The organism is Aeromonas sp. 603404, from assembly GCF_049171775.1.
Lineage (GTDB): Bacteria > Pseudomonadota > Gammaproteobacteria > Enterobacterales > Aeromonadaceae > Aeromonas > Aeromonas veronii_A.
In genome coordinates, this window is the sequence record NZ_JAAKPE010000008.1 from 126,321 (window position 1) to 140,639 (window position 14,319).

Annotated in this window: 11 protein-coding genes; 5 read left to right on the forward strand and 6 right to left on the reverse strand. The window is 55.6% G+C overall.

Annotation, left to right across the window (positions count from 1 at the left end; genetic code table 11):
- Positions 1 to 42 precede the first annotated feature (42 nt).
- Positions 43 to 2,034: a bifunctional 2',3'-cyclic-nucleotide 2'-phosphodiesterase/3'-nucleotidase gene (locus tag G5306_RS12695; RefSeq protein ID WP_421312947.1), complete on the forward strand. Its 1,992-nt coding sequence runs from the start codon at positions 43 to 45 to the stop codon at positions 2,032 to 2,034.
- A 272-nt stretch (positions 2,035 to 2,306) separates the two neighbouring features.
- Here the strand turns inward: G5306_RS12695 and G5306_RS12700 are convergent, their stop codons facing one another.
- From G5306_RS12700 to G5306_RS12715, 4 genes are all read right to left on the reverse strand, one after another.
- Positions 2,307 to 3,272: an ABC transporter permease gene (locus G5306_RS12700; RefSeq protein WP_005340795.1), complete on the reverse strand. Its 966-nt coding sequence runs from the start codon at positions 3,270 to 3,272 to the stop codon at positions 2,307 to 2,309.
- Between the two features lie 2 nt (positions 3,273 to 3,274).
- The gene (locus tag G5306_RS12705) at positions 3,275 to 4,393 is read right to left on the reverse strand and encodes an ABC transporter permease (RefSeq protein WP_005357011.1); all 1,119 of its coding nucleotides are present in this window, start codon (positions 4,391 to 4,393) and stop codon (positions 3,275 to 3,277) included.
- Entirely contained in the window at positions 4,393 to 5,958 is a 1,566-nt protein-coding gene (locus tag G5306_RS12710) for an ABC transporter ATP-binding protein (RefSeq protein WP_374880196.1), read from the reverse strand. The genes G5306_RS12705 and G5306_RS12710 overlap by 1 nt, the downstream gene beginning before the upstream one ends.
- Positions 5,959 to 6,043: 85 nt before the next feature.
- Positions 6,044 to 7,042, reverse strand: coding sequence for a BMP family lipoprotein (locus G5306_RS12715; protein ID WP_005340803.1), 999 nt, complete (start codon positions 7,040 to 7,042; stop codon positions 6,044 to 6,046).
- A gap of 507 nt (positions 7,043 to 7,549) precedes the next feature.
- Between G5306_RS12715 and uvrD the strand changes: the two genes are divergently transcribed.
- From uvrD to G5306_RS12730, 3 genes are all read left to right on the forward strand, one after another.
- Positions 7,550 to 9,721 (forward strand): DNA helicase II, encoded by a 2,172-nt coding sequence (uvrD, locus tag G5306_RS12720; protein ID WP_421312948.1) that lies wholly within the window; start codon positions 7,550 to 7,552, stop codon positions 9,719 to 9,721.
- 185 nt (positions 9,722 to 9,906) lie between these two features.
- Positions 9,907 to 10,950, forward strand: coding sequence for a DNA cytosine methyltransferase (locus G5306_RS12725; RefSeq protein ID WP_201990864.1), 1,044 nt, complete (start codon positions 9,907 to 9,909; stop codon positions 10,948 to 10,950).
- Entirely contained in the window at positions 10,943 to 12,580 is a 1,638-nt protein-coding gene (locus tag G5306_RS12730; RefSeq protein WP_421312949.1) for a TIGR02391 family protein, read from the forward strand. The genes G5306_RS12725 and G5306_RS12730 overlap by 8 nt, the downstream gene beginning before the upstream one ends.
- A gap of 84 nt (positions 12,581 to 12,664) precedes the next feature.
- Here G5306_RS12730 and G5306_RS12735 read toward each other — a convergent pair whose 3' ends face one another.
- On the reverse strand, positions 12,665 to 13,102 hold the full coding sequence (locus G5306_RS12735; protein ID WP_047438473.1) for a DUF2846 domain-containing protein: 438 nt from the start codon (positions 13,100 to 13,102) through the stop codon (positions 12,665 to 12,667).
- A gap of 203 nt (positions 13,103 to 13,305) precedes the next feature.
- Positions 13,306 to 13,503 (reverse strand): putative selenium delivery protein YdfZ, encoded by a 198-nt coding sequence (ydfZ, locus tag G5306_RS12740; RefSeq protein ID WP_005342516.1) that lies wholly within the window; start codon positions 13,501 to 13,503, stop codon positions 13,306 to 13,308.
- Positions 13,504 to 13,814: 311 nt separating this feature from the next.
- Here ydfZ and G5306_RS12745 point away from each other — a divergent pair, with 311 nt between their 5' ends.
- On the forward strand, positions 13,815 to 14,315 hold the full coding sequence (locus G5306_RS12745; RefSeq protein ID WP_075116177.1) for a DUF1993 domain-containing protein: 501 nt from the start codon (positions 13,815 to 13,817) through the stop codon (positions 14,313 to 14,315).
- Positions 14,316 to 14,319: the final 4 nt, after the last annotated feature.

A 14,319-nucleotide genomic window follows, 5' to 3' on the forward strand; every position in this document is an offset into this window, starting at 1 on the left:
GAATGCACCACGCTGGCATACCCATAACAAGAGAATCCAACAATGAAAACCACCCTCAAACTGAGCGCGGTGGCAGTTATCTTTTTGCTGTCCGGCTGTGACGACAACAACTCTCAGGCCCCCGGTGATCTCACCCTGCGGCTGATCGAAACCTCTGATATCCACTCCAACCTGCTGAGTTACGACTACTACCAGAACAAGCCGGATGCCTCGCTGGGCTTCGCCCGCACCGCAGTGCTGATCCGCAAGGCCCGCGACGAGAACGCCAACAACTTGCTGATCGACAACGGCGACCTGATCCAGGGTACCCCGCTGGCCGACTATATCCACGACCAGCAGGTCAAACAGCAGTGGCTGAGCAAGCAGACTCACCCCGCCATCAAGGCGCTCAACACCATGAGCTATGATGTCGGCAACCTGGGCAACCACGAATTCAACTTCGGTCTCGACTTCCTCTCAGAGACCCTGAAAGGGGCCAACTACCCCTACATCAACGCCAACGTCTTCCAGGCCGATGCCTTCAGCCGTGATGGCAAGGGCACCATCGACTGGAGCAAGCAGAAGTTCAAACCCTATGTGGTGCTGGATCGTCAGGTGAAGGATGCCAACGGCAATACCCAGACCATCAAGGTCGGTGTGCTGGGGCTGACTCCGCCCCAGATCACCCAGTGGGACAAGCGCAATCTGGAAGGCAAGGTGGTGGTGGCCGATATGGTCGAGACCGCCGAGCACTATGTACCCGAAATCCGCGCCAAGGGCGCTGACATCGTCGTGGTCGTGGCCCATACCGGCATCATAGGTGACCCGCGCGAACCCATGATGGAGAACGCAGCCCTGCCGCTGGCCAAAGTGAAAGGGGTCGATGCCCTGCTGCTGGGCCATGCCCATCGCACCTTCCCGGGCGACTACCCCAACATGACCGACGTGGACAACGAGAAAGGCACTCTGGCGGGCGTACCGACCGTGATGCCGGGCGTCTGGGGTAACCACCTCGGCATCATCGACCTGCACATGACCTGGAAAGAGGGTCGCTGGGAAGTGGCCTCCAGCCAGTCCCAGCTGCGCAAGATCGACAGCAGCGTCACCAGCACCGAAGACCAGACGGTAGTCGATCAGGTCATTGCCGAGCACGAGCAGGCCAACCAGTGGCTGGACGAGCCCCTCAGCAAGATCACCAAGCCAATCCACAGCTTCTTCGCGCTGGTGCAGGATGACCCCTCCATCCAGATCGTCAGCGACGCCCAGTTGTGGCACGCCAAGAAGCTGCAACAGGATGGTCAGCTCAAGGAGAAATGGCCCATCCTCTCCGCCGCCGCGCCATTCCGTGGCGGTCGCAACGGCCCGACCGACTTCACCTATGTACCGGCTGGCGATATCTCCCTGCGCAACGTGGCCGACCTCTATGTCTACCCCAACACCCTGCAGGTGGTCGCCATCAATGGCGCGACCGTACAGGAGTGGCTGGAGAAGAGCGCCGTCCAGTTCAACAAGATCGATGCCACCAGCACCGCCACCCAGTGGCTGGTGAACGAGAAGTACCGCACCTACAACTTCGACGTGATCGACGGGGTGAACTATCAGGTCGATGTGACCAAACCCGCCCGTTACGATGTGGATGGCAACAAGGTGAGCGACAGCTATCGCATCACCAACCTCACCTATCAGGGCAAGGCAATCGACCCGGCCCAGATGTTCTACGTGGTGACCAACAACTACCGCGCCAGCGGTGGTGGCAACTTCCCGGGCATCAACGCCAAGGTGATCGTCCATGAAGATCAGTTCGAAACCCGCGAAGTGCTCTCCGAATACCTCAAGGATCTGGCAGAGAAGAATCCGGCCGGTTTCGAGCCTCCAGCAGACAACAACTGGCAGCTGGCCCCCCTGCCCGCCAATCTGGATCTGCGCATCTACAGCTCGCCACGCAGCGAGGCGCAAGCCCTGACCGGTGGCAAGCTGAACTATGTGGAGACCCTGCCGCCCACCGATGCCAAACACCCCGGCTTTGGTGTCTACAAGCTGGTGCTGGCTCCCTGAGCCTCAGGGTTAATCCGGCAATAACCTCTGCAACCCCCTCCTGATACGAGGGGGTTTTTAATGGTACTGGCAGCGGGATATGCACCTGTAAGCCAGCCGCTACCCGCTACCCGCAACAACTCACGCAGCCCCTTTATCCCTTCACGCCATCGCCTCCCTCTATCACACCATCCAGATCCCGGCTGGCCTGCCCCATACCGCCCATAAAAAACAGGCCCACCGAAGTGGGCCTGCTGTTATCTGTGTAGTCGGGACTATCGCGATAGAGGGCGCTACTCCCGTTCCTTCACATAGGGGGTGCCGAGCGCCTTCGGCGCCACCGCACGGCCGATAAAGCCGGCCAACAGGAACACGGTCAGGATGTAGGGCAGTGCCTCGATGGCCTGCACCGGAATGGCGAAGCCGCCGATGCTGACCCCTTGCAGCCGGATGGCGACCGCATCGAGGAAGCCGAACAGCAGGCAGGCTGCCATGGCATTCCAGGGACGCCACTTGCCGAACACCAGCGCCGCCAGCGCCATAAAGCCCTTGCCCGCACTCATGTTGGGGATGAACTGGGCCGTCTGGGCGACCGCCAGATAGGTGCCACCGATACCGGCCAGCAGGCCGCCGATAAGGAGCGCGGTGTAGCGCATCCGCACCACAGAGATACCGGCGGTATCGACCGCTGCCGGCGCCTCACCCACCGCCCGCAGACGCAGACCGAAGCGGGTACGGAACATCACCCACCATGCCAGCGGCACGCAGGCGAACGCCACGTACTCCAGCAGGGAGTGGCCGCTCAGCAGCTCGCTGTAGAGCTGGCCGATCACCGGCACATCCCACAGCTCCTTGGCATAGGGCAGATCGATGGGGGCGAAACGGGCATCACCGGAGAGCGCCGGGGTCTGGCCACCCTGATCGAACCAGTAACGGCCCAGGGTCACGGTCAGACCGGCCGCCAGAATGTTGATGGCCATGCCGCTCACCACCTGATCACCGCGGTGGGTGATGGTGGCAAAGCCGTGCATCAGGGCAAACAGGATGGAGACACCCACCCCGGCCCCCAGACCTACCCAGGCAGAACCGGAGACCGCAGCCGCCGCACCACTGGCGAACGCCGCCGCCAGCAGTTTGCCTTCCAGCGCGATGTTGACCACCCCGGAGCGCTCGCAAAACATGCCCGCCATGGCGGCGAGAATGAGGGGCGGCGCAGTACGAATGGTCGCATCCAGCATCAGGATCAGAATTTCAAACATGATCAGACTCCTTTAGCTTGTGCGGCTGAGCGGTTGGCAAACGCCAGATAGAGCTGCTCGATGCGCGGACGCATCATGTGCTCAAGGGCGCCACAGAACAGGATCACCAGACCCTGCAACACCACCACGATGTTGCGGTCGACACCGAACTCGAAGCTGAGCTCGGCGCCCCCCTGATAGAGGAAACCAAACAGCAGACTAGCGATGATGACGCCCACCGGATGGTTGCGCCCCATCAGCGCCACCGCGATACCGGTGAAACCGAACCCTTCCACGAAGTTGAGCTTGATCTGGTGCAGCTCACCCTGCAGCACGTTGAGGGCAAAGAAGCCCGACAGCATGCCGGAGATGACCATCGCCAGGATCACCACCTTGGGATAGGAGATACCGGCGTAAGCGGAGGCGCTTTGGCTGGCGCCGACCGAGCGGATCTCGTAACCCCAGCGGGTGTGCCAGATAAAGACCCACACCAGCGCCGCACAGATCAGCGCCCAGAAGAAGCTGATATTGAGCGGGCTGTTGGGGATCTCCATCCCGAACAGGTTCGCCAGCCCGCTCATCTTGGGCAGCCAGCTTGCCTCGGCAAACACCTTGCTCTCGGTCGCCATCGAACCGGGCGGCTTGAACACCTCCACCAGCAGATAGGCCATCAGCGAGGCGGCGATGAAGTTGAACATGATGGTGGTGATCACGATATGGCTGCCGCGCTTGGCTTGCAGCCAGGCCGGAATAAAGGCCCAGGCCGCACCGAACAGACCACCGGCAATGATGGAGAGCGGCAACAGCAGGGCAAACGGCAGCACATCACCGAGCATCAGACAGACCAGACCGACACCGAGACCGCCGATATAGGCCTGACCTTCACCACCGATGTTGAACAAACCGGCGTGGAAGGCGACCGCCACCGACAAACCGGTAAAGATAAAGCCGGTTGCGTAGTAGAGGGTGAAGCCGACCCCTTCACCAGTGCCGAACGCGCCGTACCACATGATCTTGGCGGCATCGACCGGGTTGATGTCGAGGTAGTAGAACAGAATGGCCGACACCAGGAAGGCCAGCAGGATGTTGACCGCAGACAAGACGCCTACGGAGACCCAGGCAGGAATACGTACTTGGCTCATCAGTGGGCCTCCTTGGCAACGTCATCGGGAACGATATTCGCCATCATCAGACCAATGGTGCGCTCATCCGCCTTGGCACCATCCAGCTCGCCGACGATGCGACCGTCGGCAATGACCAGAATCCGGTCAGCGAGGCTCATGATCTCGTCCAGCTCCACCGAGACCAGCAAGACAGCCTTGCCCTTGTCGCGCATGGCGATGATCTGCTGGTGGATATACTCGATGGCGCCGATGTCGACCCCGCGGGTCGGCTGGCCGATCAACAGCACATCCGGGTCCTGCTCAACTTCACGGGCGATCACCAGCTTCTGCTGGTTGCCACCGGAGAAGTTGGCGGTCTTGTGATCGGGATGGGGCGGGCGCACGTCCCACTTCTCCATCTTGGCCTGACAATCCTGCTGGATCGCCTCCTTGTTCTGCAGCCACCCCTTGTTGTATTGCGGGCGACGGTGATAACCGAGAATAAAGGCCTCTTTCGCCTCGAAGCGGTTGATCAGCCCCATCTTGTGGCGATCTTCCGGCACATGGCCGAGACCGTAATTGCGCACCAGTTCGGGATCGGCCGGGTGCTCCGCGCTCACCTTGTGCACGCCGCTGCGGCTGCTAATGGTGAAGCCGCCCTTGCTCGGCTTGAGAATACCGCCAAGCAGGCTGAGCAGTTCGGACTGACCGTTGCCGGAGACCCCGGCGATGCCGACCACTTCACCGGCCCGCACTTCGAAACTGACCGATTTGACCCGCTCCACCTTGCTGGCGTCGACGTAGCTGAGCCCTTCGATCTTCAGCTTGGCTTCACCGGGCTGGGTTGGCCCCTTGTCGACCTTGAGGCGCACCTTGCGGCCCACCATCAGCTCGGCCAGTTGCTCCTTGTCGGTATCCTTGGTGGCGACGTGCGCCACCATCTCGCCACGGCGCATGATGGAGACCTGATCGGTAATGGCCAGGATCTCCCGCAGCTTGTGGGTGATGAGGATGATGGTCGCTCCCTGATCCCGCAGCTTTTTCAGCACCTCGAACAGGTGATCCGCCTCTTGCGGGGTCAGTACCCCGGTCGGCTCGTCGAGGATCAGGATGCGGGCGCCGCGATAGAGCGCCTTGAGAATTTCGACCCGCTGTTGCAAGCCAACCGGCAGATCTTCAACCTTCTCGTGCAGCGGCACGTCGAGGCCATAATCCCGCGCCAGTTCGCCAAGCAGCTTTTCGGCTGACGCCACGCTCTGCTGAAGGTGCCAGCCGTTCTCAGCGCCGAGGATGACGTTTTCCAATACGGTGAAGTTATTGACCAGCATGAAGTGCTGGTGAACCATGCCCACGCCTGCGGCAATCGCATCTTGTGAGCCATGGGGTTTGAAAGGATTCCCGTCGATCAGCATCTCGCCTTTGTCGGCATGGTAGAAACCATAAATGATGCTCATCAGGGTGGACTTACCGGCGCCATTTTCGCCGACAATGCCGTGGATACTGCCTTTGCGAACCTTAAGGTCGATCAGCTTGTTGGCGTACACTTCGCCGAACCGCTTATCGATACCTCTTAATTCGATGGCATAGCGATCTGTCTGGTCCATGATGCAGCCCTGCGTTTCATGAAATAAGACTAAAAACCGGCCCGTGCGGGCCGGTGGTGCGTTGAGAGTCGTAGCAACTATCTAATTAGTATTTGCAGGTGTTATCGCTCATGTAGTCATGAACCTTGACCTTGCCAGCGATGATTTCAGCCTTGATGGCATCCACCTTGGCTTTCATTTCCGGGGTGATCAGCTTCTCGTTGTCCTTGTCGAGCGCCCAATCCACACCGCCTTCGGCCAGACCCAGGTTCTTGATACCCGGCTTCCACTCGCCTTTGGCAGCGTCATCCCAGGTCTGGTAAGCGGCCAGCCCCACAGACTTGACCATGGAGGTCAGCATGGTGCCCGGTTGCAGGTGGTTCTGGTTGGAGTCCACACCAATGGCGAACTTGCCGCTGTCCTTGGCTGCCTGATAGACACCGATACCGGTACCGCCAGCTGCGGCGTAAACCACGTCAGCGCCCTTGGCAAACTGGGACTTGGCCAGCTCGGCACCTTTGGCCGGGTCAGCAAACGCGGCCGGGGTAGAGCCCGCCATGTTCTGGAACACTTCGATCTTCGGGTTGACGAACTTGGCACCCTGCTCGTAACCGCACTGGAATTTGCGGATCAGCGGGATATCCATGCCACCCACGAAGCCGACCTTGCCGCTCTTGGAAGCGATGGCAGCCAGTGCGCCCACCAGGAAGGAACCTTCATGCTCTTTGAAGATGACGGACTGGACGTTCGGCTTGTCGACCACCATGTCGATGATGGTGAACTGGGTTTTCGGGAATTCGGTCGCAACCTTCTCTACCGCAGAGCCCATGTTGAAACCGACCGCCACGATCGGGCCGTTGCCACGGCTGGCCAGACGACGCAGACCCTGCTCGCGCTGGGCTTCGTTCTGGGGTTCAAACTCTTTGACCTTGACGCCCTTGTCCTTGTTGTAGAGCTCGACGCCGTTACGGAACACGGCTTCGTTGAATGATTTGTCATACTTGCCCGCGGTGTCATAAATGACGGCTGGCTCGGAAGCAGCCTGAGCAGAGAGAGCAGCGAGAGTGAGGGAGGCCACAGTGGCCAGCTTGAGCACTTTAGTCACGATCGTATCCTTGATTGTTATTAAGTGAGGGAACTTGCTTGCCTGTCAGAGCAGGCTATCTAGCACGCAGGCTTACTCTAAGTCAGCCCCGATGCGGGTCAAGCAAATGATAAGGGAAAAACGTTTGCGTTAACGGTTTGAATTCTAAGCAAATAACCTTATAAGCAGTTGTTTTTTAGCTACTTTTCAGTTTTTTATGCTAACAACCAAAAGACCCAAACGACATTTCTCTTATTGTTCAGCAAGTTACTGTAAACCGTTTTCCCCTCTTATTCATCCAGCCCCCCGGCAAGCCCGTGATCCGGCTCGCAAAATCCCCACAAACCGCGTGAGCAAGAGTTGGCTACAGCTGGAAACCTCCCCGTCCCGTTCTCTCTGCGCCAGCCAAAAATGGCCGCACCGGCGCCCCTGCAAGACCCCATCTCGCCCCTCCCCCCGAGTTTGGATTTGGTCTGGCAGGGGGGATGGCCGTATAATCCCCGCCTGTATAAATAAACAGGAGTGGTGATGGACGTTTCAACCCTGCTCGACGGGCTCAACGACAAGCAAAGAGATGCCGTTGCGGCGCCCCGCAGCAACCTGCTGGTGCTGGCCGGTGCCGGTTCGGGCAAGACCCGGGTACTGGTGCACCGTATCGCCTGGCTGATGCAGGTGGAACGCTGTTCACCCTTCTCCATCATCGCGGTCACCTTTACCAACAAGGCGGCGGCCGAGATGCGCGGTCGGGTCGAAAAAGTGATCGGCGACGGCGTGCGCGGTATGTGGATTGGCACCTTCCACGGCATCGCCCACCGTTTGCTGCGGGCCCACCATCTGGATGCGGGCTTGCCGCAGGATTTCCAGATCCTCGACTCCGACGACCAGTACCGTCTCATTCGCCGGGTGCTCAAGGCGCTCAACCTCGACGAGAAGCACTGGGCCCCGCGCGCCGTGATGGGCTACATCAACGGCAAGAAGGACGAGGGCCTGCGCCCCGGCGACATCGACCTCTATGGCGACCCCGTCACCCGCACCTATCAGCAGATCTACAAGACCTATCAGGAGACCTGCGATCGCTCCGGTCTGGTGGACTTTGCCGAGCTGTTGCTGCGCGCCCACGAGCTGTGGCTCAACAAGCCGCACATCCTCGAGCACTACCGCGACCGCTTCCAGAACATCCTGGTGGACGAGTTTCAGGATACCAACGGCATCCAGTACGCCTGGCTGCGAATGCTGGCGGGCAACAGCGGCAAGGTGATGATCGTTGGCGATGATGACCAGTCCATCTACGGCTGGCGCGGCGCCAAAATCGAGAACATCCAGCGCTTCCTGACCGACTATCAGGGCGCCGAGACCATCCGCCTCGAACAGAACTACCGCTCCACCGCCAATATCCTCAAAGCGGCCAACAGCGTCATCGCCAACAACGCCGAGCGCCTTGGCAAGGAGCTGTGGACCGAAGGGGCCGAGGGCGAGCCGATTTCGCTCTACGCCGCCTTCAACGAGGTGGACGAAGCCCGCTTCGTGGTCGGCCGCCTCAAGGATTGGAAGGAAAAAGGCGGCCTCCTGGCCGACTGCGCCATCCTCTATCGCTCCAACGCCCAGTCGCGGGTGCTGGAAGAGGCACTGATGCAGGACGCCATGCCCTACCGCATCTACGGCGGCCTGCGCTTCTTCGAGCGGCAAGAGATCAAGGACGCCATGGCCTACCTGCGGCTTATCAACAACCGTGGCGACGACGCCAGCTTCGAGCGGGTGGTCAACACCCCGACCCGCGGCATCGGCGATCGCACCCTCGAGATCCTGCGCGGCAACGCCCGCGATCAGGGGCTCAACCTCTGGCAATCGGCCAAGGCCCTGCTCAACGACAGGGTGCTGACCGGTCGCGCCGGTAACGCGGTGCGCGGCTTTGTCGAGCTGATCGACGCGCTGGAGGAGCAGGTGTCCATGCTGCCGCTGCACCAGCAAGCGGATATCGCCATCCAGAACTCCGGCCTCAAGGCAATGTATCTGGCAGAAAAGGGCGAGAAATCCCAGGCGCGGGTAGAGAACCTCGACGAACTGGTCACCGCCTGCCGCCAGTACCAGCGCCCGGACGAGCTGGAGGATATGAGCGATCTCTCCGCCTTCCTCGCACACGCGGCGCTGGAATCCGGCGAGAATCAGGCGGACGAATATGCCGACGCGGTGCAGCTGATGACCCTGCACAGCGCCAAGGGCTTGGAGTTCCCGCTGGTGCTGCTGGTCGGCGTCGAAGAAGGCATGTTCCCCAGCCAGCAATCCACCGAAGAGTCGGGCCGGCTGGAAGAGGAGCGCCGCCTCTGTTACGTCGGCATGACCCGCGCCATGGAGAAGCTCTACATCTGTTATGCCGAGAGTCGCCGCATCTACGGCCGCGAGATGTTCCACAAGCCGAGCCGCTTTATCCGCGAGATGCCCGCCGAGTGTCTGGAAGAGATCCGGCTGCGCACTCAGGTCAGCCGCCCCACCCAGTACGGCCGCTTTAGCCAGAACGAGGTGCAGCAGAGCTTCGACGCCAGCGGCATCAAGCTCGGCCAGCGGGTGCTTCATCCGAAATTCGGCGAAGGGGTGGTACTCAACTTCGAAGGGGTCGGCCAGCAGAGCCGGGTGCAGATCCAGTTCGACGACGTCGGCGCCAAGTGGTTGGTGACGGCCTATGCCAGATTGGAAGCACTCTGATTTTTCCCGCCTTTTGATACAACCAACCCGGCTTAGGCCGGGTTGGTTGTGTACAACGCTAGAACTCTCGATGGCCCTAAACATAACTCCTCTTATTAAACTAGGGCTCTCAATCCTTTACCCACTGTACATGACTTGTATATCATGCATCTGCTGGTCTAATGCGCTTATCGGAAAATTCATTAATGTTTACTGCTCTTGATTTGTTTTGTGGTGCCGGAGGTCTAACTTGCGGTCTAAAAATGGCTGGCTTTGATGTTTTAGCTGGAGTCGAACTGAATGCGGTTGCAGCAGAGACATATCGCACTAACTATCCAGACCATAAACTATACGAAGCAGATATTACTACTTTGTCCCCCGAATCCGTCATGACTGAACTTGGCTTAAAAAAGGGGGAATTGGATCTTCTTGCTGGCTGTCCTCCATGCCAAGGTTTTTCATCTCATAGAACAAGGAACAAAGCCAGCTCGGTTGATGACTCTCGTAATGAACTAGCATTTGAATTTTTACGATTCGTTGAAACATTTTTACCCAAAACGGTCATGATGGAAAATGTTCCTGCATTGGCCAAAGATCATCGGATAAATATTATCATCGAGCGATTAACTAAGCTTGGTTATATTGTAAATGATGACACAGTATCTATAAAAGACTGTTCTGATTATGACGTGCCTCAACGTCGTAAGAGAATGATATTGATTGCATCAAGACTTGGTATTATTGAACATCCTAAAAAATCAGAGAAAAAAATCACTGTTCGCGATGCTATTGGTGGAATGGAGAATAATTTTGATAGCATCGACCCATTACATAACTCATTATCTAAACATTCTGAAAAAGTAATGATGATAATTAAGTCTGTTCCAAAGGATGGTGGTTCTAGAAGCCAGATCCCATATTCATTGTGGCTTGATTGTCATAAAAACAATCCAAATAGCTACCGTGACGTTTATGGAAGAATGTCATGGGATAATGTAGCGCCAACAATAACTGGTGGATGTGTAAACCCTTCGAAAGGCCGATTCATCCACCCCAGTGAAGATAGAACTATTACATTGCGAGAGGCGGCTTTAATTCAATCATTTCCTTCTGATTACTACTTCAGCATGAGAAGAGGTAAGGAATCTGCTGCACTGATGATTGGAAATGCATTACCGCCAAAATTCATCATGAAGCACGCATTAGAGTTTATTAAACATTTGGAAAATGCAGGGGGCATACATGAATGATTTTGAATTAAAGTTTGATCCAAAAACGATTGAGCATTTAGGTGTTAAAATGTATTCGACATTACCTCCTGCACTAGCAGAGTTAATATCTAATGCTTATGATGCCGATGCCAGTAAAGTTAAAATAACTTTTCACGAGCAAAATGGAACACCTATATCAATAGTTGTTGAAGATAATGGTCATGGTATGGACGCCAACGCCATACAAAATAAGTTTCTTGTTATAGGTAGAAATAGAAGAGATGATGAAGGAGATAAACCATCCCCAAGATACAATAGGTTAGCAACAGGAAAAAAAGGATTAGGCAAGTTAGCTCTTTTTGGACTTTCAAAATTAATTACTGTAAGAACGATTCAAAATGGTAAGGAAAATTTATTCTCTCTCGACTGGGATAAGCTGCTTACATCTAAAGGAACATACAACCCAAATGCAGATTTAATCGATGTCGAGACAGGGAAGGGATCTGGAACATCAATAAAACTATCTAACCTGAAAAGAAAGACTCCTTTTGATATTGAGGCACTAGCTGATTCATTATCTAGAATGTTTATTGTTGATGATACCTTTGATATAGAGCTCTATGATTCAGCCAAAGGTAAAGTCGTTAAAGTAACTAATGACCGTCGATACTCAAACATAAATATCCAATTTCGCTGGAATGCCCAGAAAATACACGATTGGTTTCCAGAAAACAAATATCTCGAGGGCTTAAAAGTTAGCCTGATTACAGCAGAAACGCCTTTATCACCAAGCTCGGGCTTGCGTGGCATATCATTATTCTCTCGTGGCAAGTTAGTTAATGCGCCGGAATTCTTTTCGAATAGTACATCGAGTCACTTCTTTCAATATTTAACTGGTCATATAGAAGCTAATTTTATTGATTTATTAAATGAAGATGTGATCTCAACAAATAGACAGTCAATTAACTGGGATAATGAGGATATGCTTGAATTTAGAAAGTTTCTTTCTGAAGTCATATCCAAAGTAAATCAGGATTGGCGTCTTCTAAGGAAAAAGAAAAAAGATGATGACTTTCATGTGAAAACAGGTATCGATAAAGATAAATGGTTTTCGACACTCCCTAGTGATATTCGAGAGTCCGCTGAGAATATCATAAAAACACTAAGTGATGATGAAGGCATTTTGGCTAGTTATAGCCCTGTTGTTGAAGCATTGCATAAAATAATCCCTGAATACCCAATGCTACACTGGCGTCATCTGCCAGAAGGATTGCGTGACAGAGTCAAAAAGTATTATGAATCTGGTGACTACATACATGCAGCAGATCAAGGAACAAAAATATATGCTGAAGAAATCCGTAACAGATTAAGCATAGATAAGGATGGTGTTGAACTTGCGAATGTATTCTCCAATAGCAAAGCACCATATATCAAAGTTGCCGATGACAAAAAAATTTCTGGTAAAAATATCCAAGAGGGGCAATTTTCTTTAACGCGAGGGCTAATGCAAGGATTCCGGAATCCAGTAAATCATGCGCCTATGGATTCTATATACCCAACGATTTTTAGTGAGTTAGATTGTTTGAATATTCTTAGCTTAGTGTCATATTTAATGACTCGTGTTGAGGATGCTGTGGAAATAAAATCAGAGGCGCCTGTCGAACAATAGCGTGATACAAGTTTGCTCACCTAAATTGAGTGGCCAAAAGCGAAATCAAGGCATAGCTGATGATATAGCTATGCCTTGCATTATTCACTTAACCAATTTGCTCTCCATCACCCCTTGCTTGCCCTCCTCTTCACTGACCTGACTCAGCTTGGAGCGGGCCATCAGCAGGCCCATCTTGACCTCCTGCCAGACGTAGTAGTTTTTACCCGCCTCGGTGCTGAGGGTCAGGGTGGCATCGTTCTCCGACTTGGAGGTGATGGTGTGGCTGCCCGGCGTCACCTGCTTGAGGATGTAGGTGTGGGCCACGGTATCGCCGACCGCCATACCATCCACCAGCAGCGGCATTTTCACCGCCGCACCGAAGGTCTCGTTGCGATAGATATAGAGGTTGGCCGCATCTTTGGGCGCCACAAACTGCTTGGCCTGCGCGTCTGCGGTGGCATCGGCCATGGGCACGGAAGCACAACCGGAAAGCAGCGCCGCCGACAGCAGGGCGGCGCCCATCATTATTTGCCTGAACATAGTCGTTATTTTTTAGTGAGTTAACGGGGTTTAAAGGTTCGCATGAGCCTGCGCTGGCTGACAATCGCTCAAATCGAGCGGGATGTGACCCGGTTCAATTTTTCGGCATTTGGTGGGATGAAGAGGGGAACTCAGAAACCCGACCGCCAGATGGGGCGCGGCGGCCGGGTGAATTGTAAAGAGTAGGGTGACAGGGAAAGGGATCAGCCTAGTCTAATCAACTCGATGGGGGCGTAGCGCTCCCCGGAGTTTGCCAGCAGCACGCACTTCTCATGCTCCGCCTGATAGGGGGTCATATTGTCGGTGTGGGCCTCTTTCAGAAAATCGACTGCGCCAGTGGCGGCAATCATGACGCGCTGACCCAGGTTCAGCACATTGCGGTTACGGTCATAGATCTTCATTTCATTCTCCTTTTCTTGTGTCCTGGCGGATGCGCAGGCGTCTGTCCAGGACAACCGCATTCAGCCTACGCCCCTGAAAAAAAGTGATTTATGTCACAGATCAAAAAAGGGGCGATAAGGGACTCACAGGTTCAAAAAGCGAGCATGGCTCCTTGGCCAGCGGTTGTCGCGCGAAGTAGCGCAGCCCTGCCCTTTTCGTCGTGGCGGGCTCGAACCCGGCAGCGGTTGGGGTATATTGGTGGCCGATTAGCCAGTCTCATTCACCGTGGCCGCGCACGCGGGCCGCTGTTTCAACAAGATGGAGAGTGCTCATGAATCGCGATATCACCGCCCAGTTCATCAAGATGCTGACCAATCTGGATCACTGTCTGGCCAAGGCCGAGGCCCACGCCGCGGCGAAGCAGTTCAACGTGGAGAACTTCTTCGGCGATCGGCTGATCGTCGATATGCTGCCCTTCAGCAAGCAGGTGCTGATCTGCTGCGATTCGGCCCGCACCGTGGTCGCCACCGCCAGCCACAGCGAGCTGCCGGCCATGGGCGATGAGCCCAAAACCATCGCCGATCTGCGCGCCCATATCGGCAAGACCATCACCTATCTGCAAGGCAAGCTGGACGCGGACTACAGCCAGTACGCCAGCGGCCGTTACGTGCCCCACTGGGCGGGCGGCAAGGGGATGGATGGCCATACCTGCGTCCATGAGTACGGCATTCCCAACTTCTACTTCCACCTCACCATGGCCTACGCCCTGCTGCGCCGCGCCGGGGTCGATCTCGGCAAGCGCGACTATCTGGGCGGGCTCAACCTGCAATAAACGC

Bases quoted from the DNA above. Each gene is read 5' to 3' on its own strand.
- G5306_RS12695 (WP_421312947.1), top strand. From the start codon at position 43: ATGAAAACCACCCTCAAACTGAGCGCGGTGGCAGTTATCTTTTTGCTG.
- G5306_RS12700 (WP_005340795.1), bottom strand. From the start codon at position 3,272: ATGTTTGAAATTCTGATCCTGATGCTGGATGCGACCATTCGTACTGCG.
- G5306_RS12705 (WP_005357011.1), bottom strand. From the start codon at position 4,393: ATGAGCCAAGTACGTATTCCTGCCTGGGTCTCCGTAGGCGTCTTGTCT.
- G5306_RS12710 (WP_374880196.1), bottom strand. From the start codon at position 5,958: ATGGACCAGACAGATCGCTATGCCATCGAATTAAGAGGTATCGATAAG.
- uvrD (WP_421312948.1), top strand. From the start codon at position 7,550: ATGGACGTTTCAACCCTGCTCGACGGGCTCAACGACAAGCAAAGAGAT.
- G5306_RS12725 (WP_201990864.1), top strand. From the start codon at position 9,907: ATGTTTACTGCTCTTGATTTGTTTTGTGGTGCCGGAGGTCTAACTTGC.
- G5306_RS12730 (WP_421312949.1), top strand. From the start codon at position 10,943: ATGAATGATTTTGAATTAAAGTTTGATCCAAAAACGATTGAGCATTTA.
- G5306_RS12735 (WP_047438473.1), bottom strand. From the start codon at position 13,102: ATGTTCAGGCAAATAATGATGGGCGCCGCCCTGCTGTCGGCGGCGCTG.
- ydfZ (WP_005342516.1), bottom strand. From the start codon at position 13,503: ATGAAGATCTATGACCGTAACCGCAATGTGCTGAACCTGGGTCAGCGC.
- G5306_RS12745 (WP_075116177.1), top strand. From the start codon at position 13,815: ATGAATCGCGATATCACCGCCCAGTTCATCAAGATGCTGACCAATCTG.